Annotated in this window: 23 protein-coding genes and 1 pseudogene; 7 read left to right on the plus strand and 17 right to left on the minus strand. The window is 70.4% G+C overall.

Annotation, left to right across the window (positions count from 1 at the left end; translation table 11 throughout):
* The 3 genes from ftsZ to EXE45_RS06045 all read right to left on the minus strand — a co-directional run bounded on the left by ftsZ (position 1) and on the right by EXE45_RS06045 (position 2,280).
* The gene (gene ftsZ / locus EXE45_RS06035; RefSeq protein WP_092920934.1) at positions 1-1,248 is read right to left on the minus strand and encodes a cell division protein FtsZ; all 1,248 of its coding nucleotides are present in this window, start codon (positions 1,246-1,248) and stop codon (positions 1-3) included.
* A 4-nt stretch (positions 1,249-1,252) separates the two neighbouring features.
* The gene (locus tag EXE45_RS06040; RefSeq protein WP_004595187.1) at positions 1,253-1,432 is read right to left on the minus strand and encodes a ribbon-helix-helix domain-containing protein; all 180 of its coding nucleotides are present in this window, start codon (positions 1,430-1,432) and stop codon (positions 1,253-1,255) included.
* Between the two features lie 215 nt (positions 1,433-1,647).
* Positions 1,648-2,280, minus strand: coding sequence for a zinc ribbon domain-containing protein (locus tag EXE45_RS06045; protein ID WP_092920935.1), 633 nt, complete (start codon positions 2,278-2,280; stop codon positions 1,648-1,650).
* Between the two features lie 158 nt (positions 2,281-2,438).
* Between EXE45_RS06045 and EXE45_RS06050 the strand changes: the two genes are divergently transcribed.
* From EXE45_RS06050 to EXE45_RS06060, 3 genes are read left to right on the plus strand one after another with little or no spacing between them, the layout of a single operon-like run.
* Positions 2,439-2,930 carry a hypothetical protein gene (locus tag EXE45_RS06050; RefSeq protein WP_092920936.1) on the plus strand — a complete coding sequence of 164 codons (492 nt, stop codon included), beginning with the start codon at positions 2,439-2,441 and terminating at the stop codon, positions 2,928-2,930.
* A gap of 16 nt (positions 2,931-2,946) precedes the next feature.
* A complete protein-coding gene (smc, locus tag EXE45_RS06055; protein ID WP_137693802.1) occupies positions 2,947-6,531 on the plus strand; it encodes a chromosome segregation protein SMC in 3,585 nt (1,194 codons plus the stop codon).
* Entirely contained in the window at positions 6,524-7,546 is a 1,023-nt protein-coding gene (locus tag EXE45_RS06060) for a ScpA family protein (protein WP_137693803.1), read from the plus strand. Before smc ends, EXE45_RS06060 begins: the two co-directional genes overlap by 8 nt.
* A gap of 345 nt (positions 7,547-7,891) precedes the next feature.
* On the opposite strand, the gene mtnP is transcribed toward EXE45_RS06060, so the two are convergent.
* The 3 genes from mtnP to EXE45_RS20360 form a co-directional block, all read right to left on the minus strand.
* Positions 7,892-8,773, minus strand: coding sequence for an S-methyl-5'-thioadenosine phosphorylase (mtnP, locus tag EXE45_RS06065; RefSeq protein WP_137693804.1), 882 nt, complete (start codon positions 8,771-8,773; stop codon positions 7,892-7,894).
* A gap of 64 nt (positions 8,774-8,837) precedes the next feature.
* Positions 8,838-9,836, minus strand: a complete 999-nt coding sequence (locus EXE45_RS06070) for a YeiH family protein (protein WP_092920940.1) — start codon at positions 9,834-9,836, stop codon at positions 8,838-8,840.
* Positions 9,833-9,994 (minus strand): hypothetical protein, encoded by a 162-nt coding sequence (locus EXE45_RS20360; RefSeq protein WP_199233597.1) that lies wholly within the window; start codon positions 9,992-9,994, stop codon positions 9,833-9,835. Before EXE45_RS20360 ends, EXE45_RS06070 begins: the two co-directional genes overlap by 4 nt.
* Before the next feature lie 124 nt (positions 9,995-10,118).
* Here EXE45_RS20360 and EXE45_RS06075 point away from each other — a divergent pair, with 124 nt between their 5' ends.
* Positions 10,119-11,543: an HD domain-containing protein gene (locus tag EXE45_RS06075; RefSeq protein WP_092920941.1), complete on the plus strand. Its 1,425-nt coding sequence runs from the start codon at positions 10,119-10,121 to the stop codon at positions 11,541-11,543.
* Positions 11,544-11,600: 57 nt separating this feature from the next.
* Here EXE45_RS06075 and EXE45_RS06080 read toward each other — a convergent pair whose 3' ends face one another.
* The 3 genes from EXE45_RS06080 to EXE45_RS06090 form a co-directional block, all read right to left on the minus strand.
* Positions 11,601-12,995 carry an FAD-dependent oxidoreductase gene (locus EXE45_RS06080; protein WP_137693805.1) on the minus strand — a complete coding sequence of 465 codons (1,395 nt, stop codon included), beginning with the start codon at positions 12,993-12,995 and terminating at the stop codon, positions 11,601-11,603.
* Between the two features lie 151 nt (positions 12,996-13,146).
* Positions 13,147-14,436 carry an MFS transporter gene (locus EXE45_RS06085; protein ID WP_137693806.1) on the minus strand — a complete coding sequence of 430 codons (1,290 nt, stop codon included), beginning with the start codon at positions 14,434-14,436 and terminating at the stop codon, positions 13,147-13,149.
* 2 nt (positions 14,437-14,438) lie between these two features.
* Complete coding sequence (locus tag EXE45_RS06090; protein ID WP_092920944.1) at positions 14,439-15,551, minus strand: MBL fold metallo-hydrolase; 1,113 nt, start codon at positions 15,549-15,551, stop codon at positions 14,439-14,441.
* 87 nt (positions 15,552-15,638) lie between these two features.
* On the opposite strand from EXE45_RS06090, the gene EXE45_RS06095 reads away from it, so the two are divergent.
* A complete protein-coding gene (locus EXE45_RS06095; protein WP_092920945.1) occupies positions 15,639-16,373 on the plus strand; it encodes a helix-turn-helix domain-containing protein in 735 nt (244 codons plus the stop codon).
* Between the two features lie 132 nt (positions 16,374-16,505).
* Positions 16,506-17,315, plus strand: a complete 810-nt coding sequence (locus EXE45_RS06100) for a nucleoside phosphorylase (RefSeq protein ID WP_137693807.1) — start codon at positions 16,506-16,508, stop codon at positions 17,313-17,315.
* Positions 17,316-17,317: 2 nt separating this feature from the next.
* Here EXE45_RS06100 and EXE45_RS06105 read toward each other — a convergent pair.
* The 8 genes and pseudogenes from EXE45_RS06105 to EXE45_RS21745 all read right to left on the minus strand — a co-directional run bounded on the left by EXE45_RS06105 (position 17,318) and on the right by EXE45_RS21745 (position 24,739).
* Positions 17,318-18,023 (minus strand): annotated as a pseudogene (locus EXE45_RS06105) (HD family hydrolase).
* A gap of 12 nt (positions 18,024-18,035) precedes the next feature.
* The gene (locus EXE45_RS06110) at positions 18,036-18,731 is read right to left on the minus strand and encodes a phosphoribosyltransferase (RefSeq protein WP_137693808.1); all 696 of its coding nucleotides are present in this window, start codon (positions 18,729-18,731) and stop codon (positions 18,036-18,038) included.
* An 86-nt stretch (positions 18,732-18,817) separates the two neighbouring features.
* Positions 18,818-19,438: a hypothetical protein gene (locus EXE45_RS06115; RefSeq protein ID WP_137693809.1), complete on the minus strand. Its 621-nt coding sequence runs from the start codon at positions 19,436-19,438 to the stop codon at positions 18,818-18,820.
* On the minus strand, positions 19,378-20,859 hold the full coding sequence (locus EXE45_RS06120; protein ID WP_137693810.1) for a DUF58 domain-containing protein: 1,482 nt from the start codon (positions 20,857-20,859) through the stop codon (positions 19,378-19,380). The genes EXE45_RS06115 and EXE45_RS06120 overlap by 61 nt, the downstream gene beginning before the upstream one ends.
* Positions 20,856-21,410 (minus strand): hypothetical protein, encoded by a 555-nt coding sequence (locus tag EXE45_RS06125; protein WP_137693811.1) that lies wholly within the window; start codon positions 21,408-21,410, stop codon positions 20,856-20,858. The genes EXE45_RS06120 and EXE45_RS06125 overlap by 4 nt, the downstream gene beginning before the upstream one ends.
* A 52-nt stretch (positions 21,411-21,462) precedes the next feature.
* Positions 21,463-22,413: a DUF4129 domain-containing protein gene (locus EXE45_RS06130; RefSeq protein ID WP_137693812.1), complete on the minus strand. Its 951-nt coding sequence runs from the start codon at positions 22,411-22,413 to the stop codon at positions 21,463-21,465.
* Between the two features lie 76 nt (positions 22,414-22,489).
* Positions 22,490-23,539 carry an MBL fold metallo-hydrolase gene (locus EXE45_RS06135; protein ID WP_092920953.1) on the minus strand — a complete coding sequence of 350 codons (1,050 nt, stop codon included), beginning with the start codon at positions 23,537-23,539 and terminating at the stop codon, positions 22,490-22,492.
* Between the two features lie 81 nt (positions 23,540-23,620).
* Entirely contained in the window at positions 23,621-24,739 is a 1,119-nt protein-coding gene (locus tag EXE45_RS21745; protein WP_137693813.1) for an ATP-binding protein, read from the minus strand.
* 120 nt (positions 24,740-24,859) lie between these two features.
* On the opposite strand from EXE45_RS21745, the gene EXE45_RS06145 reads away from it, so the two are divergent.
* Positions 24,860-25,237, plus strand: a complete 378-nt coding sequence (locus tag EXE45_RS06145; protein WP_092920955.1) for a hypothetical protein — start codon at positions 24,860-24,862, stop codon at positions 25,235-25,237.
* The last annotated feature ends 231 nt before the right edge of the window (positions 25,238-25,468 follow it).

Below are 25,468 nucleotides of genomic sequence, written 5' to 3' on the forward strand. Positions count from 1 at the left end.
TCAGCGGATGACGTCGAGCCCGTTGTTCTTCTCGATCGGGTCGCTGCCGCCGTCGGACTCCCACGCGTCGCGTTCGGTACCGCCCGAGACCGCCGGCTCGCCCCTGTTGTCCGCGGCGCCCGCGGTCCCCGAGGTCCCGTTCGTCTCGGCCGCCCGGGAGCGCGAGTCGCCGAGGTCGTCGGCGTCGACCGCGGCCCGGGACTTGTCAGCCTGCTTTTGGGTGGAGGGGCCGAGCACCTGCGCGCTCTGGACGCCCGTCATGATCGCCATGACGCGCACCTTCCCCTTGTACTCCTCCTGAATGCGGGCGCCCCAGATCACGTTGGCGCTCGCCTCCAGCCGCTCGGTGATGTTGTTCGCGATTCCCTCGGCCTCCTTCAGCGTGAGGTCTGGGCCGCCCGTGATGTGGACGAGCCCGCCCGAGGCGCCGCGGTAGTCCACGTCGAGCAGCGGGTGGTTCATCGCGTCGTTCACCACCTCTTGGGTCTTGTTCTTGTCCTGGGTCTCGCCGACGAGCATGACCGCGACGCCGCCCTGATTCATGATCGTCGACATGTCGGCGTAGTCGAGGTTGATGAGGCTCGGCTGCGTGATCGTCTCCGAGATCCCCTTCACCGTCTCCGCGATGATCTGGTCCATCACGGAGAACGCCTTCCCGATCGGCAGGTTCGGGACGTAATCGAGCAGTCGGTTGTTGTCGAGGACGATGATCGAGTCGGCCTCGTTGCGGAGCGTCTCTAGCCCCTCCTCGGCCTTCACGGTGCGAGCGCGCTCGACGTTGAACGGCGTCGACACCATCCCGACGACGATGGCGCCCTGCTCTTTGGCGATCTTCGAGATGACCGGCGCCGCGCCGGTTCCCGTGCCGCCGCCCATCCCGGCGGTGACGAAGACGAGGTCCGCGTCGCCGAGCACCTCCTTGATCGTCCCCTGGGCCATCTCGGTGGCGCGTTCGCCCATCTTGGGGTCGCCGCCGGCACCGAGCCCCTGCGTGAGCGACTTGCCCACGAGGATCTTGGTGTCGGCCTCGATCATCTTGAGGTGCTGTTTGTCCGTGTTGATGGCGACGGTGTCGGCGCCGTCGACGCCGATGTTGTACAGTCGGTTGACGGTGTTGTTCCCGGCGCCGCCGGCACCGACGATGACGATCCGGGGGTCCCCGAACTCGTCGTCTCCCATGTCGACGTCGTCCATGTCGCGCTGCTCCGCTTCCGCGTTGTCGAGTGCGTCCTGAACGAGATCTTGCATCAGTTTACACCTTCGCCCAGTTGCGGTTGCGGCCGCGCTCGTCGCGCTCGCCGTCCTGCTCGTTCAACATGTCGCGGACGGCCGACCGGATCGCCTCGCTCCGGTTCGGGAACTCGCCCGTTTCCACCATCTGTTCGACCTCGTCGATCTGCTGTTTCGGGATTCGTAGTGTCACACGCTCCATTGGTATTCCCCCGGTAAGACGGCGAACACGCGACGCGTGTGTCTTACAGCCCGGAACCGCCCGGATGCGGGGCGGCACCCCACATCGGACGCCCGCTGTAAGACGACCGTCTTACGCAACTGAACTCATCGAGCCCACCAATATAAAACTACCGCTGATTGTAAGACATACTGCTAAAAAACCCGATTTTGAGCGTATACGTGCGGTCACGGACCCTATCTGTCTTTCAAAACGTCCGCCGCCGGGGTCCGACGCCCGCAGCCGGGGCAGAACGCCCAGTCGGTTCGGAGCTCGTCACCGCACTCGCAGAACGCTCTGTGCGACTGCTTTTCTCCACAATTTGGGCAGTAGACGTGGTCCCCGGGTACGATCTCTCCGCATCCGTCACAGGCGTTTTCGCGCCTTCGCGCGCCCGGATCGGTTTCGCTCGTCTGTCCGCTCCGCCCCCCCTTCGTCTTACGCCCGTCCGGTTCCGTCTCCCCGGTCGTCTCACGCGTCACACGAACGTCCTCGTCCGATTCGACGGATTCGCCCGTCGGAGCGTCGAGCGTGACGTTTACGTTGATGTCGCCGGCGTTTCCGGGCGCACGTGTCGGCGCCGTCGCACCGCCCGCCGGGCCGAGCCGCTCGTCGAGCGCGGCATCGAGCCGGTCCGCGATCAGTTCGTCGACGCGGTCCGCGAGTGCGTCGTCGACGCTCGCCGTCGACGCGTCGGACGCGTCCTCCGCCCCGTCGACCTCGTCGAGGTGCGTCCGGAGCGCCTCCCGCATCACCTCGCTCTTGGAGGCGTCACACGCTTCCAGCCGGTCGACGAGGTCGTCGTCCGCCCGGAAGGTGATCTTGCTCATACCCGAGTGATTCCTCCGGTCAGTACAAGTATCTTCCCCCGTTGTCTGACACGTTTCACGGCACCGAAACGTTCCGCGGATCGGCGCCGATCCATGCTATTTGATCACACGTGTGTCTGACGCAGATTTATACGCGTCGCGCGAGCAGACGTGTGTATATGAGCAACCGCGTCGAGGACCTCGAACGGCAGGTCGCGGAGCTACAGGCGGCTGTCAACGGGCTCACCGAGGAGCTCGTCGAAATGAAAGAGCGCGTCCGACAGCTGGAAGACGAGCGGTCGGTCGCGGTCGAGGCGGACGCGGCCGAGCCGAACGCGGCCGAGCAGGCTGCGGGTTCCGAGGCGGGCGCAGCGGCGTCGGAGACGGAGGAGCCCGCGACCGAGGAGCCTGCGGCTGGCGACGCCGCGACGCAAGCGGTGTCCGGCGGCGAGCGGACGACCCACTCCGACGACCACGTCGACGTCTTCGAATCCGTCGAGGGATCGGCCGACGCGGCCGGCGAGGACGAGACGACCGCGGACGACGCGGGTGAGGGAGACGACGTCGTCGTGCCCGAGCAGTCCGCGACGACGCCCGACGCGGACGCGTCGACCGACGAGACCGACGACGACGACGGCGAGTCGAGCGACAGCGACATCATCGTCGCGTGAGCGGTCGTCCGACCTAATGCACATCACTGAAGTCGTTCTGGACGGGTTCAAGAGCTTCGGGCGGACGACGAGGATCCCCTTCTACGAGGACTTCACCGTCGTCACGGGACCGAACGGCTCCGGGAAGTCGAACATCATCGACGGGGTGTTGTTCGCGCTCGGACTCGCCCGCACCCGCGGGATCCGCGCCAAGAAGCTCACCGACCTCATCTACAACCCCGGCCACGACGACGGCGAGGCCGCGGACGGGCCGAACGAGGCCTCCGTCACGGTCGTGCTCTCCAACGAGGACGGGACTCTCGACCGGTCGCAGGTGGTCTCCGCCGCCGGCACGGAGAACGTCGGCGACGTCTCCGAGATCACGATCAAGCGCCGGGTGAAGGAGACCGAGGACAACTACTACTCGTACTACTACCTCAACGGGCGCTCGGTGAACCTCTCGGACGTCCAGGACCTGCTCGCGGCGGCGGGCGTCACCCCGGAGGGGTACAACGTGGTGATGCAGGGCGACGTCACCGAGATCATCAACATGACTCCCTACCAGCGCCGGGGGATCGTCGACGAGATCGCCGGCGTCGCGGAGTTCGACGAGAAGAAGGCGGCCGCCTACGAGGAGCTCGATACCGTCGAAGACCGGATCGGCGAGGCCGACCTCCGCATCGGCGAGAAGGAGGACCGGCTCGATCAGCTCGCGGACGAGCGCGAGACCGCCCTCCAGTACCGGGAGCTCCGCGACGAGCTCGAGGAGTACCGGGGGTTCCGGAAGGCCTCCGAGCTCGAGGAGAAGCGCGACGCGCTCGCGGGCGTCGAGGACGACGTCGACGAGGCGGAGGCGGACCTCGCTGACCGCCGCGAAGAGCTCGACGCCAGACAGGGAAGGCTCACGCGCTTAGAGGAGGACTTAGCGGACCTCAACCACGAGATCGAGACGAAGGGAGAAGACGAACAGATCGCGATCCGCTCGGAGATAGAGGAGATCAAAGGCGAGGTCTCGCGGCTGGAGGACAAGATCGAGTCGGCCGAGTCGCGCGCCGAGTCGGCCGAGAACGACCGCCGGCAGGCGTTCGTCCAGATCGACCGGAAGGAGGAGAAAATCGAGGAGTTGGACGGCGAGATCCGCGAGACGAAAGTGGAGAAGGCGTCGGTGAAATCGGAGCTCGCGACGAAGCGCTCCGAGCTGGCCGACGTCGAGGCCGAGATCGAGGGCGCCGACACCGAGTTCGACGAGCTGAAAGCCGAGCTGTCGGAGAAGAAGGAGGCGGTCGAGTCGCTCCGCGAGGAGAAAAACGAGACGCAACGCGAGAAGGACCGGCTGCTCGACGAGGCCCGCCGGCGCTCGAACGCGGTGAGCGAGGCCCGCGAGGAGCTGGAGGACGCCCGGGAGTCGATCCCGGAGCACAAGGCGCGGATCTCCGAGCTGAAAGGCGAGCTCGACAAGGCCGAGAAGAACCGGGAGACGATCGAGGACGCGGTCGCGGACCTCTTCTCGGAGAAGGCCGAGACGGAGGAACGCCTCGAGGAGATCGAGGAGACGCTCCGCGAGAAGCAGAACGAGTACGCCAAGCTGGAGGCGGCCGCCGACGAGCGCGGCGACGCCTCCTGGCCCCGGGCGGTCACCGAGGTGAAGAACGGCGGCATCGACGGCGTCCACGGCGCGGTCGGAGAGCTGGGGTCGGTCGCGGCCGAGTACGCCGAGGCCTGCGAGACCGCCGCGGGGGGCCGCCTGGCGAACGTCGTCGTCGACGACGACGGCGTCGGCTCGACCTGTATCGACTACCTCAAGCGGCGCAACGCGGGCCGGGCGACGTTCCTCCCCATCTCGAAGATGGACGACCGGAGCCTGCCGCGGAAGCCCTCGCTCCCCGGCGTCGTCGACTTCGCGCGCAACCTCGTCGACTACGACGCGGAGTACGAGTCGATCTTCTCGTACGTGCTCGGCTCGACGCTCGTCGTCGAGGACATGTCGACCGCCCGCGAGCTGATGGGTGACTTCCGGATGGTGACGCTCGACGGCGACCTCGTCGAGAAGTCGGGCGCGATGACCGGCGGCTCGGGCGGCGGTTCCCGCTACTCGTTCACGAAGTCCGGCGGCGGCAAGCTCGAGCGGCTCGCGACGGAGATATCGGACCTCGAAGACGAGCGGCAGTCGGTTCAGGCGGAGATCGACGCGCTCGACGACGACATCGAGGACGCGCGCGACCGGAAGGCCGACGCGGCCGAGCGCGTCCGGTCGCTGGAGGCGGACGTCGAGCGCGCAGAGGACGACCTCGCGGACGCGGAAGCCCGGATCGAGGAGCTGGAGGCGGAGCTGGAGGAGCTGGAGGCGGAACGCGAGTCGGTCGACGAGCAGATGACGGCGTTGGACGAGGAGCTCGCGGCGACCGACGCCGAGATCGACGAGCTCGCCGGGGAGATCGACGACATCGAGGCCGAGCTCGCGGACTCGAAGATCCCGGAGCTCTCCGAGCGCGCCGACGAGGTCCGCGCCGAGATCGACGATCTGGAGGACCGGATGGACTCGTTCGACAGCCGGATCAACGAGCTGGAGTTGGAGAAGGGGTACGCCGAGGACGCCCTGGACGACCTCCACGACGACGTCGAGGAGGCGCAGAACGCGAAGGCGGAGGCGGAGGCGGCGATCGCCGAGCACGAGGCCGCGATCGAGGAGAAGGAGGCGGAACTCGACGAGAAGCAGGAGGCGATCGCCGACCTAGAGGCGGAACTCACCGAGCTGAAAAGCGACCGCGAGGAGCTCCGCGAGGAGATCCGCGAGGCGACCCAACAGCGCGACGAGCAGCGGTCGCTCGTCGCCGAGGTGGAGTCGGACCTGTCGGACCTCACCGACCGCCGCGACCGCCTGGAGTGGGAGATCGACGAGCTGGAGTCGCAGGTCGGCGCCTACGACGCCGACGAGATCCCCGACCTCGACGAGGTGGAGTCGCGGATCGAGGAGCTGGAGGCCGAGATGGAGGCGCTAGAGCCCGTGAACATGCTCGCGATCGACGAGTACGAGGAGGTACAGGAGGCGCTGTCCGAGATCCAGGAGCGCCGGGACGTGCTCGTCGAGGAGCGCGACGCCATCGAGGAGCGCATCGAGGGGTACGAGGCCGCGAAGAAGGAGACGTTCATGGAGACGTTCGAGTCGATCAACGATCACTTCGAGGACATCTTCGCGCGGCTCTCGGCGGGTAGCGGGGAGCTCGTCTTGGAGAACCCCGAAGAGCCCTTCGAGGAGGGGCTGACGATGAAGGCCCAGCCCGCGGACAAGCCGGTCCAGCGCCTCGACGCGATGAGCGGCGGCGAGAAGTCGCTCACCGCCCTCTCGTTCATCTTCGCCGTCCAGCGCCACAACCCGGCGCCGTTCTACGCGCTCGACGAGATCGACGCGTTCCTCGACGCGGTCAACGCCGAGCGCGTCGGCGAGATGATCGAGGAGCTGGCCGAGGAGGCCCAGTTCGTCGTCGTCGGCCACCGCTCGGCGCTGTTGGAGCGCTCGGACCGCGCCATCGGCGTCACGATGCAGGGCGACAACCTCTCGGCGGTGACCGGGATGCAGTTCGGCGACGACGCCGACGAGGAGGGGGTGAGCGCGGATGACTGAGGAGGGAAGCGACGGCGCGCCGGGCTCGGACCCCGACGGCGGCGTCCCGGACCTCGACCTGACGAGCGAGCGCGACGGCGCGGATCCGTTCGCTGACGACGGGCCCGACGCGGACGGTCCCGATTCGGCGGACGGCTCCGAGTCGGCAGCCGAATCCTCCCCGGACGGGACCGACGGATCCGCCCCCGACGTGGACGCGTCTCCCCCGGACGGGACCGACGACGACGAGGTCGAGCCCGTCGAACTCCTCGTCCAGCTCGCCGAGGAGGGCGAGATCGAGCCGTGGGACATCGACATCGTCCAGGTGACGGACGCGTTCTTGGAGAAGCTCGACGAGACGGACCTCCGGACGACCGGGCGGGCGCTGTTTTACGCCAGCGTCCTGCTCCGGATGAAGAGCGACGGAATGTTAGCCGACGACGACGAGGACGAGGAGCCCGAGCCGGAGCCGTGGGAGGTCGCGATGGAGGGCGGCGAGCCCGACCCGGCCGCCGACGGCTTCGATCCCGTCGACAAACTCGAAGCGGAGATGGACCGCCGGCTCGACCGCAAGAACACTCGCGGGTCGCCGGAGACGCTCGACGAGCTGGTCCGCGAGCTGCGCGAGGCCGAGCGCGGCTCGTGGTGGAAGGACTCCCGGGAGTACGACACCTCGGAGTCGCCGCACGGCCACGCCCGCGGCACGCAGACGCTCGACTACCGCGACGGCGACGAGTTCCGGGAGGACGGGGAGCCGACCGCGGGCGAGGCGACCGACCGCACCCACGACGAGGACATCGAGGAGGTCATCGTGGAGATCGACAACGCCCTCCGGACCCGCTTCGACCGCGGGCGCACCGAGGTGCTGTTCGCGGAGATAGAATCCGCCGGCGGGCGCCCGTTCATGACGTACCTCGCGCTGCTGTTCATGGCCCACCGCGGCTCGGTCCGGCTCCAGCAGGACGACTTCTTCGGCGACCTGTGGGTGAAGGACCCGGCGGCGATGGCCGGCGAGTCGGAAGCGATCGCGGACTAGGACGCTTTCGGGGTCACAGTCGTCTCCAATGCCGCAGCCGCTCGTTTATAAGTAATTGATTGCGGATCGACGGGAAACACTTCCAAAAGCCCCAGTCGCGAGGACGCCGTACACTCGCTGCGCTTCTCGGTCGCTCACTTCGTTCGCTCCCTGCGGTGCTTACGTCGCCTACGGCGTCCTCGCGACTGCCCCTTTGAGCCCCGCCCGACAGCGACCGCACCGCAGCCTCACACCTCCCCAGCCTCGCCGCTCACGCCCTGCGGGCGTTCGCGGCGTCCCTCGCGCGTGCTGTCTCGCGGCCGCCGAGGGCGGCCGCTCGCAGGCGCGCGCCACCGCCTCGTCTATTTATAAATAATCGCCCAGCAGCGGCTCGACGCGTTCTTTGGTTTCTTCCGGAATCGCCTCGGTCGGCGTGTTGACGGTGCCCTCCAGCGACGTGTGCGCGTCGCACTCCAGATCCTCGGGGAGCGACCGTACGGCCTCCTCGACGGCGGCCTTGATCGCTTTCTGGTTCTTCTCGGCGTTTTCGAGGACCTCTTCGAGCGTCACCTCGCTGTCCGCCTTCCAGACGTCGTAGTCGGTGACGCCGGCGATCGTCGCGTACGCGATCTCGGCCTCGCGGGCCAGCTTCGCCTCCGGGATCGCGGTCATGCCGACGAGGTCCCAGCCCTGGCGCTTGTAGAACTCCGACTCCGCGCGCGTCGAGTACTGCGGCCCCTCGATACAGACGTAGGTACCGCCCTTCACGACCTTCGTGTCGGCGGCGTCCCCGTCGGCGCCCACCGCGGACTCCGCGGCCTCGGTGAGGTGGTCGACGAGTTCTGGACTATAGGGGTCCGCGAACGGCTGGTGGACGACGACCCCGTCGCCGTAGAAGGAGAGCTCGCGGCCCTTCGTCCGGTCGTAGATCTGGTCCGGGACGACGAGCGTCCCCGGCTCGAGCTCCTCCTTCAGGCTCCCCACCGCGTTCGACGCGAACACGTGGGTGACGCCGGCCTTCTTGAGGGCGTACATGTTGGCGCGGTACGGGAGGTCCGTCGGCGAGGCGCCGTGGTCCGAGCCGTGGCGCGGGAGGAACGCCACCTCGCGGCCCGTGTCTGCGAACTCACCGATCGTCACCGCGTCGCTCGGCGCGCCGTAGGGCGTGTCGTACTCGACCTCGCGCACGTCGTTCAGGGGGAGCGCGTCGTAGATGCCGCTGCCGCCGATGAAGCCGATGGTTCCCATACCCGGAGTGCGCCCGCTCGCCACTTATACGGACCGAACCCCGTCGCTCGGGGCCTCGGTCCGCTCACAGCAGCCAGCGCACGGCCGCGAGCGCGACCGCGCTCACGACGAGCAAGTGAACCAACACCGCGCCGACGGGCGCGGGGCCCACCGCGCGCATGTCGTCGATCCGGATCGAGAGCCCGAGGCCGACGAACGCGAGCGCGAACAGCGCGTCCGACACCCGCCCGATCGACGCCAGCGCGGCCGGCGAGAGCAGTCCGCTGTTGGCGACCGCCGCGACGGCGAGGAAGCCGAGGAGGAACTTCGGGAACTCCGCCCACAGCCGTCGCACGCCCGGATCCGCCGCGGAGCGAGCCGTGTACGCGACCGAGTACGCGACCGCGACGCCGCCGAGCAGCGAGTTGCGCGCCAGCTTCGTCACGGTCGCCCACTGGCCCGCCTCGGGGGAGTAGGCGAACCCCGCGGCCGCGACGGGGCCGGTCGAGAACATGCTCACGCCCGCCCAGACGCCGAACTGCCGGCCGGTGAGGCCGAGCCACTCGCCCGCCAGCGGGAACGCGACGAGGGTCACCGCGTCGAACAGGAGGATCGTCGCGGCCGCGAAGGTGATCGAGGCCCCGCGGGCGTCCAGCACCCTCCCGATCGCGACGACCGCGGAGACGCCGCAGATGCTCGCGCCGGCCGCGAGCAGCGAGGAGGTGGGCGATTCGATCCGGAAGAGGACGCGCGCGACGACCTCCGCGAACAGGAGTCCGCCCGCGACGAACGCCACCACGAGACCGAGGACGGTCGGGCCGGCGGCCAGGAACTCCTCGACCGCGACCGCCGCGCCGAGCAGCACGATCCCGGTCTCCAAGAACAGCTTGTCGGCGCCGACGCCCGGCTCCGCGACCTCGGGGATTCCGACCGAGTTCCCGACGCCGACGCCGATCGCGACGGCGACGACGAGCGGTTGGATCCCGGGAACGGCGCCCGCGACGACCGTCGCCGCGACGGCGCCGCCCGCGAGCAGCGCGAGGCCGGGCAGGTACGCCCGGATCGCCGCCGCGATTCCCGTCACAGCGCCTGTCCGACGAGGTGCGCGGCGACGATCCCGAGCCCCAACGCGAGCGCCTGCCAGCCGCGATCGAGCGCGGTCCAGCGATCGACGAGCGAGGAGTCGGCTCCGTCGGTGGCGCCCGACCGCGCGTCCGTTCCGTCGGCGGCGTCCGATTCCATACGCGTGGCTCGGTGCGCTCGCATTTATGCGGTGGGAATCGCGGCGTTCCCGGGGCCGAGGGAGCACGGCGCCGAGCGACGACCGAAAGAGGCAGGACGCGGGAGGCTGTGGTGCCCACAATCGATGCCCACGACCCAGATCAAAGACTCCGTCCACGGCTACATCCAGCTGCCGGACGCGCTCGTCGAGGGCGTCGTCGACACGCGGCCGTTCCAGCGGCTGCGGTACGTCCGACAGCTCTCTGCGACCCACCTCGTCTACCCGGGCGCCAACCACACCCGGTTCGAGCACTCGCTCGGCGTCTACCACCTCGGGCGGACCGTCTTCGAGAACCTCCGCCGACAGTCGTACTTCACCCGGGACGCCGCGGTCGACGAACTCGAGGAGATACAGCGCACGCTGGAGTGCGCCTGCCTGCTCCACGACGTGGGCCACCCGCCCTTCTCGCACCTCTCCGAGGGGTTCCTCGACGAGGGGGCCCTCCGGGAGCGCGTCGCGGAGACCGGCCTGGTCGACGCTTTCGACGCGGCCGGCGTCGGCGGCGCCCCGCTCCGCTCGGCGAACCCGCACGAGCTGCTCGGCTGCGTGATCATCGTCGAGGAGTACGGCGACGCCCTCCGCGCGTTCGACGTCGACCCCTTCGAGGTGTGCGCGTACGTGCTCGGCTACAGCCTCGCGTACGAGCGCGGCGAGCCGTGGCAGTACGGCGTCGGCGCGCAGCTGCTCCACTCCCCCATCGACGTGGACCGGCTGGACTACATCACCCGCGACAACGAGATGACGGGCGCTGGCGTGTTGAGCTTCGACGTCGAGCGCATGGTCGACGCGTACACCGCCCACCCCGAGGAGGGTCTCGCGCTCTCGGAGAAGGCGCTGTCGACCATCGGCAACTACCTCGAAGGGCGGATCGCGTTATACATGTGGGTCACCCAGCACCACAAGTCGGTGTACGCGAACCGGCTCCTCCAGGCGCTGCTGGGGGAGTACGCCGCCGAGACCGGGGAGAGTCCCGTCACGGTCGACGGCATCCTAGACCGCGAGCTCGACGACAACGCGGTGCTCGAACGGCTCCGGGTCGCCGCCCGCGAGAACCCCGACTCGACGCTCGCGTCGATGTACGACCGCTTCCGCGGGCGGCGCTTCCCCGCCACCTGCTGGAAACACCGGATCGCGCTCGCCGACCGGGTCGGCGGCGACCTCGACGACGACCTCCCGGTGGACGGCGACCCGCTCGACGCGTTCACCGACTGGCTCACCGCCGGCGACGACCGCCTGGAGCGACTCCTCGCCGACGCCCTCGACGTGCCGGTCCACGAGGTGTGGATCGACCGCTCGTACGTCCCTGCCTACGACCCCGACGAGCTGGAGGACATCCCCATCGCGTACGGCGGGACGACGCGGTCGGTCGCCGACTGGGGGCTGTACGGCGACCGCGCGTTCGACGTGCCGATCCCCTTCGTGTTCGTTCCCGACGGGACGAAGCGGCGGGCGATCCGCGTGCTCAGGGAGGCGTTCGTGCGAGAGGTCACGGAGGAAGCGCGCGCCTAGAGCCGTGTTCGTTACTCGGACGGATGGCGGCGAAGGACCGGCCGGTCCCCGGACGGATCAGTCGTCGGCCTCGGCGGGGACGCGGTCGTCCGCGTCGGCGGTGGCGTCACCCTCCCCGTCGGGCCGCGGGAAGTTCTCGATAGTCGCGTCGCGGAAGGCGGCCTCGTCGAACTCGTACTCGTCCTCGAAGAAGCCGAGCACGGTCTCGACGTCCGTCATCGCGTTCTTCAGCGCGGTCGACGCGCCGGGCGAGGGGGTGATGTTGAACAGGATGCCGTCCTCGACGATCTTCGCTTCGCCCATGTCCAGCTCCCTGTTCTCGGTGTCGACGATCTGGGGGCGAACGCCGCCGTACCCCTTCGCGCGGTCGATGTCGTCGAGGTCGACGCTCGGAACGACCTTCTGGACGTCCGGCAGGAAGGCGCGCTTGCCGACCACCGGGAGGTCGTACACGAGGTTGCGCACGACGTACGGGAAGAGGATGCGGTCAGAGAGGATGTTGACGTAGCTCAGCACGGAGTCGGGGTTGAACCCGAACACGTCGACAAAGTCGCTCACGGTCGAGAGGTGGCCGCGCTCCAGCGCGGGCACGAGCTTCGCGGTCGGGCCGAACCGGGTGACGCTCCCGTCGTGGACGTCGGCGTCGCCGTGGACCGCCGCGAACGGGAGCTTCTTCATCTGGAGCGTGTACACCTTCCCGTTCAGCAGGTCGTCCGCGAGGAAGAAGCTCCCCGCGACCGGCAGCAGCGACATCCCCTCGCCGTACCCCATCTCCTTGGCGAACTGGAGGCTGTGCGACCCGGCCGCGACGACGACCGCCTCGGCGTCGAACTCGCCGTCGTCGGTGTCGACCGTGAACCCGTCGCCCCGGTCGTCGACGCCCGTCACCGTCGTCCCGAGGTGGACGGAGACGCCGTCCTCCTCGCGGGCGGCGTCGACGAACGACTCCGCGACCGCGCCGTAGTCGACGACGTAGCCGTCGGGCGTCTGGAGCGCCTTCAGATCCGTGTCGGGGTCGCGCCCCTCGACGACCTTCGGCTCCAGCTCGGCGATCTCCTCGCGGCCGATCTCGCGCAGCTTCGGGAACAGGTCGCCGAACCCGTTCTCGCGGTAGCGCTCCTCTAACTTGGCGACCTCCTCGTCGCCGACGCCGAGGACCATCTTGCTCCGCTTGCTGTGCATCTCGCGGTCGGGGTCCGACCCCTCGAGGTAGCCCGCGAGCAGCTCGGCGCCCTCCTTGACCTCCTCCGCCTTCTCCAGGGTGTAGTTCGTCTCGATGTCCCCGAAGTGGAGCGTCTGGGAGTTGTTCGTCCGGTGTGAGTTGATCGCGGCGATCTCCCGTTCCTTCTCGATCAGCGTGACGTCGTCGACGTCGGTGAACTTCGCGACCGTGTACAGAAGCGACGCCCCGCTTATCCCCCCGCCGATGATTACGAGATCGGTGTCAGACATGCGTGGTGAAAGCTCACCTCGTGAGAGGACCTCCCTCGTTAACCCTTTTACCATCCTCGCGCGAAATCGAGGGGTAGAGGGCCTACGAACGTCGATTGTGGGAACGACGATCGTCGAACCCACTCTCGGTCACGCCACCGTCCACCGCCGGCTAGTCCCCTGCGGCCGGTTCGGTCGGCGGCTCCGGCGCTGGAGCGGGCGGCTCGTGGGTCCCGAACTCGGGGTGGGTCTCCTCCATCCAGACGACCACGATCGCGCCGGAGAGGAACATCAGGACGGCGGTCAGGTAGAACGCCGCCTCGGCGTTGACGAACTCCATCGCGAGCCCGATCAGGATCGCGCCGACGGCGTAGCCCGAGTCGCGCCACATTCGGTAGACCCCCATTCCGGCCGACCGCCAGGTCGGGTGGGCCGCGTCGCTCGGGACGGTCATCAGGTTCGGGTATAAAAGCGCCATCCCGAACCCGGAGACGCCGGCCAGCGCGGCCCACGCGAGGTATCCCTCGACGAGGACAATTCCGAGGACGCCCGCGCCGGCCAGGAACATCCCGGCGACGACCGGCGGTCGCCGGCCGATCCGGTCCGCGAGGCCGCCGGTGCCGATCTGGAGGAAGTACATCGCGCTGTGGACGCCGACCACGGCCCCGACCGCCGCGATGTCGAGCCCCTGGTTCAGCAGGTACAGCGGGACGGCGATCCAGAACAGCGTGTCGACGAAGTTCTCGACGTGGCCCGCCTGCGCCGCCGCGAACAGCGTCCGGTCGCCGTAGGTCGCCCGCTTCAGGACCTCGTTGAACGGGAGGTTCGCGTCGCGGTCGTCGTCACCCCCCTCGACCTGCGCGTACTGGACGGTCTCTCTGATCAGGAACACCGAGACGAGGAACGCCAGGACCACGACGACAGCGAGGAAGTAGAACGGCTCCGGCCGGAGGCCCCACCGGCTGGCGATGACGCCCGTCACCCAGGCGCCGACGGCCACGCCGGTGTAGCCGAACGACTCGTCGATGCCGACCGCGAGGCCGCGCTGGTCGGGGCTCGCGAGGTCGATCTTGGCGTTGATCGCCATGCTCCACGTCAGCGCCTGGTTGATCCCCAGCAGGACGTTCCCGACGGTGATCCAGCCCCAGCTCGGGGCGAAGATGAGGATGACCGGCAGCGGGAGCGCCGTGACCCACCCGGCGATGAGCACTGGTCTGCGGCCGTACTCCTCTCCCCACTTCCCGGCGTAGAGGTTGAGGATCGACTTCACGATCCCGAAGGAGACGACGAACGAGCCGATCACGAGGAACGACTCGACGCCGAGTACGTCCTCCCCCAGCGCGGGGACGACGGTGCGCTCGGACCCGATGGTCAGGCCGGTGGCGAACACCAGCAGGACGTGGAGCGAGAACTGCCAGCGGTGTTCGCGGATCCCCTGTTTGATGTCGGTTGCCGTGCTCATCGTCACTCGGCCGCGCAGTTGTTCGGCCCCAGCTCCAGCTCGGCCAGCTCGTCCGCCGGAACCGACTCCTGTCCCACGTTCGTGCGCTTGACGCGCTCGAAGTTCGGGGGGTGGTCCGGGACGTCCGACGCGAGCTCCTCGACGAACGCCTCGCGGTCGCGGCGGAGGTCCGCGTTCCGGCGCTCGACCTCACCGAGCGTCGCGGTCACCGGCGGCTCGGGCGAGCCGGGGTCGTGCGCCGGGAGCACGACCGCGTCGTCCGGCCGGTCCAGCAGCCGCCGGAGGCTCTCGTACAGCGTCGCGGCGTTCCCCTCGACGTCGGCGTCCTCGATCCCGGCCTCGACGCCGAGTTCGACGCGACCGACGCTCTCGTGGAAGAGGGTGTCGCCGGTGAGCAGCGCCGCGCCGCCGACGTCGAACGAGACGCTCCCCTCGCTGTGTCCGGGCGTGTGAACGACCTCGACGTCGAGCCTGCCGACAGCCACGGTCTGCCCGTCCTCGATCGGCGCCGCGTCGAGGGCGAGCGCGTCCTTCGGATGGAGGTAGTAGGAGACGCCGTAGCGGTCGGCGAGTTCCGCCGCGCCGGAGACGTGGTCGGCGTGGGCGTGCGTGTCGAAGACGCCGACCAGATCGGCGTCGTGCTCGTCGAGGATCGCCTCGTACTCGTCGAGGTAGTGCGACGGGTCGAAGACGGCGGCCTCGCCCGCCGAGACGAGGACGTGCGAGAGGCATCCCTTCCCCGGACGCGCGACCTGGACGAGCGTCCCGTCGAGGTCGACCGGGACCTCCGCGTGCCGGTGGACGCGGCTCCAGCCGTTCATTCCGTCCGCGAGCGTCACGGCGTCGTAGCCCAGCTCGCGGAGGACCTCCGTCGCCGTCTGTGAGACGACGCCCGCGGCGCAGACGGTCACGATCTCCGCGTCATCGGGGAGATCGGAGAGGGCCGGCTTGGCGCTGTCGGGGTCCTCGGTCAGTTCGTCGTACACGTCGACGTTGACGCTGCCCGGGATGTGCCACTCCTCGAACTCCGCCTCGTGACGGACGTCGAGGACGAGCGGCCCCTCGTCGTCGTTTCGCAGCTGTTCGCTGAGCGCGTCCGGCGATAGCTCCTGCATCGTACACCGGTATAGCGGGGAGAAGGGGATACGGTCACTGCCGGACATGACCAGCACCGTTAATGGGTGTTAGTTCCAAAATTCCGTATGAGCCTGTACGAGGCCTCGATCCGAGTGAAACACGAGTGTCCGTACCGGGAGATCTCCGAGCGACATCCGGATCTCACCATCCGCGAGTGGCCGCTGAGCGACTGTCAGGTGCTCGAGATCACCGCGGAGACGACGCCGACGGACGCGCTGCTCGACGAGATAGATCAGATCGGAACCGTCCTCCACGAGTCCGCGGACGACGACGGGTACCACGTCGTCACGCAGTCCTGTCTCTGCTCGCTCGAGGAGTCCGTTATCGATCGCTTCGAGAAGCACAACTGCCTGTATCAGTCGCCGACCATCTACCGGCAGGGCTGGGAGCATTACACGGTGGTCGCGTTCGACGGCGCCGACATCCGAGCGCTGCTCGGCGACCTGCGCGCCGACAGGGAGATCGAGCTGCTCTCGAAGACCGAGATCTCGGAGACCCAGATCCCGCACAGCATGCTGGCGCCGGCGAACCAGCTGTTCGAGGACCTCACCGACCGACAGTTGGCGGCGCTCCAGTTGGCCTTGGAGCGCGGCTACTACACCCAGCCGCGCCAGACCTCGCTGCGCGAGCTCGCCGATCAGACGGCGGTCGCCCGCTCGACGTACGAGGAACACCTCCGGAAGGCGGAGAACAAGCTGCTCACGAGCGCGGGACAGTACCTGCGACTCGTCACCGCGACGTCGACGGGCGACCCGCTGGAGGTCGAAGAGACCCGTCGGGCCGAACGGGCCGCGGATTAGTTCGGCGACGGGAAGCGGGACCCTCGGGCGCCGACGAACTCCTCAGGCGCCGACGGAACCGCTTCCGTTCGAGGGCACGGAGTCGTCGAGCGACCGTAACCCCCTTTCGTCGGTTCGGCGAACACGACTCATATGACCGACCCGTCCGACTCGGACGCGTCGCCGCTCTTCGAGGCGAAGGCGTTCGACGAGCCGTCCGTCTTCGATCCGGATGCCCTCCTGAAGAACGCCCGGCGACAGAAGGATCTCCCGGAGCGCCCGGTCCCCGAGATCTGCGTCCTCGACCCGGACGGCGACGTCGTACGCCACCTGACGGCGACCGGAGCGGCGGAGCGAGACGAGACGTGGCCCGGCTACCACACGGACCTCTACCGGTTCGAACGAGACGGCGAGGAGTTCGGGATCGTCGGCCGCGCCGTCGGGGCGTCGTTCGCCGTCCTCGTCGCGGAGCAGCTGTTCGCCGCCGGCTGCGAGTTCCTCGTGAGCGTCACCTCCTCGGGACGGATCGTGCCGAAAGACGACCCGCCGTACTTCGTGCTCGTCGAGCGCGCGCTCCGCGACGAGGGGACGAGCCACCACTACCGGTCGGCCGGCCGCTACGCCTCCGTCGACCCGGAGCTTGTGGACCCGGTCGAACGCGCGTGCGAGGCGGCGTCCAGGCCGGTGTACACCGGGGCGACGTGGACGACGGATGCCCCATTCCGGGAGACGGAGACCGCGATCGAACGCGCCCGGTCCGAGGGGGTCCTCGCGGTCGAGATGGAGGCGGCGGCCCTCTACGCGTTCGCGGCGGTCCGGGACCGCCCGGTCGTCTGCTTCGCGCACGTGACCAACCAGATGGGTCAGACCGAGGAGGAGTTCGAGAAGGGGGACGCGAACGGCAGTCGAGACGCGCTGGAGGTGATCGAGGCGGCCGCGGCGGCGTGGCGGGCGTCGAACTGAACTCACTCTCCGTCCCGAGCGGTCCGATACCGCTCCCGGATCGCCGCGAACAGCGCTCGGCCGGTCTCGGTCCGGAGCCGGGGCTCGCTCGTCGCGAAGAACTCGTCGAGGTCGTCGTACTCGCGGAACGCGTCGGGGTCGCCGCGCTCCGGGTCGTACCGGTCGCCTCGTTCGTAGACAACTGCTTGGAGGCAGGTGTCGAGCAGGTCGCACTCCTTGACGAGAATCGCCTCCGGCGACTCGCGGGCCTCGTACGCCTCCCACGCGTCTCGAAGGCGTTCGGGGAGCGGGCCGGCGAGGTCGCGGATCGCGTCGCGCTCGGCGGCGACCTTCGCCTCGCGGTCGACCGCGTCCGCGGTCGAGTCGGGACGGGTCGCGTCGTCGCCGCGGTCCGCGACGTCGGCGGCCCGAGTCGCCACGTCGCCCGTCTCCGCCTCGGCGACGTCGTGGACGACCGCCAGCCGGAGGGCGCGGTCGAGGTCGACACTCGGGAGGTCCCCGCGGAACCGGTCGCCGAGCGCGACGACGAGGTACGCGACCCCCCCACGAGTGGGCGGCGACGGACTCGGGGTCGTCGACCCCGCGGAGCTGCCAGCCGGTGCGCCGCTCGTCTTTCAGGTCGTACGCGGCGAGCACGGCGTCGAGGGCGTCGTCGCGGCCGTCATCGTCGTCCGCGCCTCCATCGGCCCCGTCGTCTGCGGCGTCCATCGCTCGGACCCGCTACTCGGCAAGCGCCCAGGCGTCATCGCCCGCCCGTTCGGCCACGTCCCGCCGAACCATCTCCTCGATAACCTCGTCGAGGCGGCCGGGCTGGGCGACCTCCATCTCGATCCGGCCGATGCCGTGGTACTCCTCCAGGTAGTGGCGCAGGTCCTCCCGCGAGAACGCCGACTCGTCGGCTCGCTCCATCGCGCCCTCCGTGAGGTCGACCATGTCCTCGAGGAAGTTCCACGGGTAGACGACCCACGTCCACTGTTCGAGCCGCTCGCCAACGAAGTCGGGCTGGAACTCCGAAGTGCCGAGCAGCTGGAGCGTCGCGGTGCGGATCTCTGCGGCGTCCCGCTCCTCGACGTACTCCTCGGCGCGGCGGATCGAGCCGCCGGTGTCGGCGATGTCGTCGATGATGAGTACGTCCTTCCCCTCCACGCTCCCCTCGGGCATCGGGTAGCGGATCTGTGGCCCGCCGCTCTTCTCGGCGGTCCCCACGTAGTGTTCCATCTTGAGGCTGGTGAGGTCGTTGAGCCCGAGGAAGTCGCAGACGCACCGCCCCGCGAACCAGCCGCCGCGGGCCAGGGCGACGACCACGTCCGGCTCGAAGTCGGCCCGCTTCACCGCGTCGGAGACGTTGCGGCAGAGCCCGTAGATGTACTCCCAGTTGGTGAGCGTACAGTCGAAGTCGTCCGGGAGGTCGCTCATACGAGCGTACCTGCCGGCCGCGCGCTGATAAGGGTTTAGCTCCGCCGGCGCGCGCGGCCGCGAGCGCCCCGCGAGTTCGCCCGCCGTCACCGCAGCGCCGAGATCAGCGCGATGCCGCCCGCCAGGAGCAGCGCGAGCGCGGCCACCGGCTGGCCGCCGCCGACCGCGAGCGTCACCCCGTAGACGAGGCCGGCCGCGAGCGCGCCGACGAGCAGGCCCGACCCCGCGTGGACCGCGACGTTCCGCCGCGCTCGGGCGCCCCGACCGACCTGCTCTCCGAGGCCGACGCCGTGGTCGGCGACGTCCCACGCGACCGCGAGGCCGACGGCGGCGACGAGCAGCGCCTCGGGGGGAGCGCCCCGGTACCCCGCGAGCGCGAGTCCGACCACGCCGACGGCCGCGCCCCACGTCAGGACTCGGACCGATCCCCGGAGCGAGCCCCCGAGGAACCCGAGCGCGGCGACGCCGAGCAGCGCGCCGCCGGTCGGGCTCGCGACCGACGCTGCGGTCGCCGCGACCCCCGCCGCCGCGAGGCTCGCGGCGATCGCGACCGTCGGCGGCCGCGCGTCGATCTCGTGGGAGTCGGCGCCGGCGTCGTCGCGGCTCTCTCCGCTCGCTCCGCGTTCCCCGTCTCGAACCGCGTCGCTCATCGCGACCACCGCCTCGTCGCGGCCGCGACCGCCACCGGGAAGGAGTCGTCGCCCCACTCCAGCGCGCGGATCCCCGCCGACCGAAGCGCCCGTAACCGCTGGCGGCGCTCGAAGGTCGTCAGCCGCTGGCCGGCGGTCTCGGTCGTCGTCGGATCCGGCGAGAGCACCGTCACGAGGTGACCGTGCGCGTCGATCCGACGGGCGAGCGACGCCGCGGTGTCGTCGACGAGCGGGGTGAAGAACAGCACCTGCGCGTCGGCGGGGATCCGCCGCCGGAACCGCCGGAGCCACAGCGACCGGTAGAACCGCTCGTCGCTCGGGGTCGGGGCCAGCGCCGGGTCGGTGGCCAGCGTCTCGCGCCCGCGGGCCGCGTGGACGGTTCCGCTCCCCGGCGAGAGCCAGCAGTCCAGCGGCGACAGCGCCGCGATCCCGACTCGGTCGCCGCCGTCGAGCAGCGCGGAAAACGCCTGTCCGGCGGCCGAGACGCTCGCCTCTACCGCCGTCTCGGCGTCGGGATCGGCGGCGGCGTACGCGGACTCGCGGGCGTCGACGAGCAGCACGACGGTGGCGGCGCGCTCCTCGCGCAGTTCGACGGTCGACAGCTCCCCCGTCCGCGCCCGCCGGTTCCAGTCGATCCGCTTGAGCGGGTCGCCCCGGCGGTACTCCCGGGTCGCGTGGAACTCGACGCCGGCCCCGCCCACGTCGGTCGGCACCCTCCCGTGGTGGACGGTCGTCAGCCCGCGAAGCGGGAGGTCCCCGCCGGCGGACAGCTCCGGGGTACAGGCGATCGCCGTCGGCGCGTCGAAGGCCGTCGTGCGCTCGCGCGCACCGGCCGCGTCGCGCGTGATCGCGGTCATCGCTTCCCACTCGTGATCGCCGCGGGCGGCGCGCACGGTGTATTCGAACGTCACCGCCGTTCCCGGCCGCAACGCGGTCCCGACTCGGGCCGGCCCGTCGACGACCGCCAGCCCCGGCGGGACGCCGTCGACGAGCCGGAGGTCCGGGAGCGCACCCTCTCCGACGTTCTCCGCGCGGACGGTGACGCGCACCTCGTCGCCCGGCGCCGGCGTCTCGTCGCTCACCGACCGCGTCACCGCCAGCGTCGGCGTCGGCGCGTCGCCGGCCCGGGCGTAGACGGCGTAGCCGACGCCGACGGCGCCCGCGAGCACCAGCGACGACTGCCGAACGAGCACGCCGAGGCCGACGAGCGCCAGCGCCGCGCCCGCGATCCCCAGCCAGCGATCCGTCTCGATCTCCCGTCGAGACTCCCGATCGGTCGGGGCGCCGGCGGACTCCGCCGCGGCCGCGTCAACGGACTCCGTCGCGTCCGCGTCGCCTTCCGGTCCGGTCGCGTCGCCTTCCGGTCCGCTCGGGTCGCTCTCCCGTCCGGTCGCGTCGTCCGCGCTCGGGTCGCTCTCCCCGTTTCGATCCGACGCGTCCGAATCGGACGCGACGGCCGCTCCCCGCGGATCGCTCACGCGTCACCCCGCGACTCGATCCGTTCTATCTCGTCGATCACGGCCCGGAGCCCGTACCAGTAGTTCGACCGCCCCCGGACCCCGGCGGACAGGCGGACGCGCAGCGGGTACGCGGTCCGCGTGTCGAAGAAGGCGGCGGCGGCGCCGTCGTCGGTCCACGTCCCGTCGTCGACGGCCGCCGCCGCCGCCTCCCGAGAGCAGTTGCGGTCGCGGGCGACGGCGGTGACCGAGACCTCTCGGATCCGGTCGCGGAGGTCCCGGCGGTCCCGATAGCCGCCGGGCGCCGGGCTGGCGGCCCGAGCGATTCGCTCGTCGAGGGCCGCGCCGGGCACCGCGGCCGGCGCGCGGCGCTCCGGGTCTCCGGGATCCGCCGGGACCCGCCGTCGCTCTCGGCGCGCGTTCGCGTACCGAATGCCCTGAACCACGCCGAGGACGCCGATCAGCGTGACGACGGTCGACGTGGGGGAGATCGCCGACGCCACGCCGCGGTCGAGCGCCGCGAGCAGGCCGACGGCGACCGCTAGCACCCCCGCGACGGCGAGGGGGCGCACTACCGGTCACCCCCGTCGGACGCGGCGCCCGCGGCGGCGACCCGACTGCGGCTCACGACTCCCCCCCGTGCCGTTCTTCGATCTCGCGCAGCGCCTCGACGGCGCGGCGCTCGCGGTCGTCCGTCGCGTCCTCGCCGCCGTACCGCACGCGCTCGAACACCTCGGTGAGCGCGGTCACCGGCGCCTCGTCGACCCCGGCGTCGACCGCGGCGGTCGCGAACTCAGCCGGCGTCGACGAGGCCGGGCGGTCGACGTCGAGCGCGTCGGTCATGTCGCGCCACGCGCGGTACACCTCGTTGTCCGCCTCAGACGACTCGATCCGGTCCGCGGCCTCGCCGGCCGTCCGCCCGACCGCGTCGAGGTCCGGCGGTTCCTCGGCCGGTGGATCGGGCCGGCCGCTCCCGTCGCCCCCGGTCCCTTCGTCGTCGCCGCCGGCGAGGAGGAGGGCGGCGACGCTCGCGACGACCGCGACGGCGATGACGACCGCGAACAGGATCTGCGGTGCCGACGCCGCGCCCTCCCCGCTGCCGAGTCCGCTACCGCCGACGGCGCCGGCCGGCAACAGCCCGGTTCCGTTCCCGCCGAGGCCGAGCGCGGCCGAGACGGCTCCCGCGCCCGAACCGCACGTCGACAGCACCCAAAAGAGGAAGCCGACCGGCGTGCCCATCACGCCGGCAACGGTAACGCTCACGAACGCCGACGCGGTGTCGCGGTACGTCACGGCGGCGATCAGTAGCACCCCGAAGACGAGCGCCGCGACGGCCGGTGGCTCCCTGAGGAACGGGAGGCAGATCCCCGAGACCGACACCGTACCCGCCTCGCCCGACGAGGTGAGGATCCCGGGGGTCCCGCTCCCCTCTCCGACGCTCGGGGCGTCCCCGGCGCCTCCGCCGAACCCGCCGCTACCGGTGTCGACGGCGGTGTTCAGCGTCGCTGCCGCGACGCCGAGCGCGACGAGGGCGAGGAGGGCGACGACGACCGCGACGAGGGCGTCCCGCTTCACGTCCCCGAATACGCCGGTCGCCACGAATAGCTTTCGGCGAGCGGCGGGCTGCCCGCGCGCTCGGTCGGGGCGCCCGCTACGCGCCCTCGCTTCCGTCCACGAGGTCGTCGAGCGGCGTGGTCGGGAACAGTGCGCCGACATCGGGGTCAGGGTCGACGAGGCGGTACGCGGTCCCGTCGCGCTCGACGACGCCGGCGGCCGCGAGGTGGTCGAGGTGCGAGAACGCCTCCCCGGGGCCGTGGAGGACGTGGATCTCCTCCAGCGAGCCGAACAGTGCGGCGGAGACCTCCCACGCGGTCGCGGGCCCCGACCCGTCGAGGACCTCGATCACCCGGCGGGTCCGGTGGCGGTGGTGGTCGAGGATCGCCGCCGCGCGTCGGCTCGGGTCGTCGATCCGTCGGCGGTGGCCGGGGTGGGCGGCGTCGAAGTCGCGGGCGACGATCCGCGCGAGGCTCTCGGCGTAGGCGGCGAGCGCCCCCTCGACGCGCACGTCCGCGCCGCCGACGTTCGGGGTGTACTTCGGGAGGAGCGCGTCGCCGGTGAAGGCCTCCTCCGTCGCGTCGTCCCCCGCCACGGGGTCGTGGCCCGGCACCGTTCGCGGGTCGAACGCGAACCCGGAGAGCCCCGCGGTGTGGCCGGGGAGGTGGAGGACCTCGAGCCCGACGCCGCCGGCCCTGATCGCGTCGCCGTCGGAAACCGTCGTCACGTCCGCCGGTCGCCCCGAGAGGTCCGCGCTGACCGCGTCGAAGAAGCCGCTCAGGCGCTCCCGGTCGGCGTCGGGCATCCCCCACCGCTCGAACGTCTCGCGCTGGAGGTCGCGGTCGGCGAACAGCGGCGTCTCGGTCCCGTCGACGAGTGCCGCGTCGGCCTCGTGGACGTACACCTCGGCGCCGCCCGCGGCCTGAATCTCGCCGGCGAGCCCCGCGTGGTCCGGGTGCCAGTGGGTGAGCGCGATCGCGTCGACATCGCGGAACGAGAGCCCGTGCTCCGCGAGACCGTCGACCAACTCCTCGCGTACCGCCGGGAGCGCGACGCCGGTGTCGACGAGCGCGGTCGCCTCGCCGTCGAGGAGGTAGACGTCGTTCGCGCCCTCGAAGACGGTGTTGCCGAGCTGGATCCGTTTCACACGGACCCCTCGCCCGCCGGCCATTTCACGGTTTCCACCGCGGCGCGCGAGTCGCATCGGTGGCCGCCGCCTCGCCGCCGATCACTCGACGTGGACGCCGGTGAACTCGAAGCGCGCCCCGCCGTCGGATCCCGCGGTGACGCTCACGTCCCACCCGTGCGCCTCGGCGACGCGTTTGACGATGGCGAGGCCGAATCCCGTCCCGTCCGGGTCCGTCGTGTGGCCGGCTTCGAGGACCTCCTCGCGTTCGTCCTCGGGAATCCCCGGGCCGTCGTCCGCGACGTAGAACCCGTCCTCGAGGTCACCGACGGTGACGGTGACCGCCGAGCCCCCGTGCGAGACGGCGTTCCGCAGGAGGTTCTCGAGCAGCTGTTTGAGCCGGCTCCGGTCGGCGCGGACCGCCGTCGTCGCCTCCGCGCGCAGGGCCGCGTCCGCGGTGTCGACGCCCGTCCAGCACTCCTCGGTGACCGCGCCGAGGTCGACCGGTTCGAGCGACTCGACGTCGACGCCCTCGCGCGCCAGCGTCAGGAGGTCGTCGATGAGCGTCGCCATGCGGTCGTGGGCCCGCGCGACCGCGTCGAGGTGTTCGGCGTCGCCCTCCTCGCGGGCGAGGTCGAGGTGCCCCCGCGCCACGTCCAGCGGGTTCCGGAGGTCGTGCGAGACGATGCTCGCGAACTCGTCGAGCCGCTCGTTCTGCCGCTCCAACTCCCGCTCTCGGCGCTTCCGCTCGGTGATGTCCCGGATGACGCCCACCCGGCCGAGCTCATCTCGATCGTCGAGGTCGGCCCGGCCGGTGCGGTCGGTTTGGCCGGTTCGGTCGGTTTGGCCGGTGCGGTCGGTTTGGCCGGTTCGGTCGGTTTGGCCGGTTCGGTCGGTTTGGCCGAACCGCATCTCCGCGGGGAACGAGTCGCCGTGTTCGGTCTCGAACTCGTACTCGATCACGCCGGCGTCGCGGCCCTCCTCGCGCATCGCCGCGCGCTCCCGGCGCGCCCGCTCCGCGGTCTCCTCGCTCACCCAGTCGTAGATGTCCGTTCCGAGGAGTTCCTCGCGGTCGACGCCTTTCATCTCCGCGTACCGCTCGTTGACGTAGACGATCGTCCCGTCGGATCGAATCGCGTAGACGGCGTCGTCGAGCGACTCCAGGATCGTCTCGTACCGGCGCAGGTCCCGCGCCTGCCGACCCTCGTCGCGGTCCCCCATCTGTGTTCGCCTCGGACTTCAGGCCGGCCGGTAATAAACCATCGTTGCGGCCGTCCCCGCTTCCCGTCCGCCTCGACCCCGATCCGTTGAGGCTTTGCTTCTCCCGCCCGTTCCGGTGGTATGGAGTACCAACCGGGCGTGTGTAACATCGGACCGACCCAACAGCGACGGCGGCTCCTCCTCGGCGTCGGGTCGCTGGTGGCGGCCGCGGCCTACGTCGCGGCGGTCGTCGCGCTCGCGTGGCCGCGGTGGGCGCTGATCGCCTCCGTGCTCCCGCTGTACGGCGCCGCGATGGGGGCGTTACAGTACCGCGAGCGCTTCTGTATCGGCTTCGCCGGCATGGGCGTCTTCGACGTGGGCGACGGGGCGAACGAGATCCAAAACGAGGAGGCGCTCGCCGCGGACCGCAAGAAGGCGGTCCGGCTCAACGCGAAGGCGGTGGGAGTCGGCGTTGCGGGGACGGTGGTCGTCTTCGCCGCGGTGACGATTTTCCTATAACTGGTCGCGGGAGCGCGAGTCGATCTGTTATAAATTGTCGGTTGCGGATCGGCGGCGAACACCGCCAAAGCCTCAGTCGGGAGGAGATACGACAGTGGTTGTAATAAATAACTGATCGACACGAACAACATCGAAGCCCCAGCCGTGAGGCGGGCGCACACTCGCTGTGCTCCTCGGTCGCTCACTTCGTTCGCTCCCTGCGGTGCTTGCGTCGTCTGCGCCCGCCTCACG

It is taken from the genome of Halorubrum sp. SP9 (assembly GCF_005435015.1).
Classification (GTDB): domain Archaea; phylum Halobacteriota; class Halobacteria; order Halobacteriales; family Haloferacaceae; genus Halorubrum; species Halorubrum sodomense.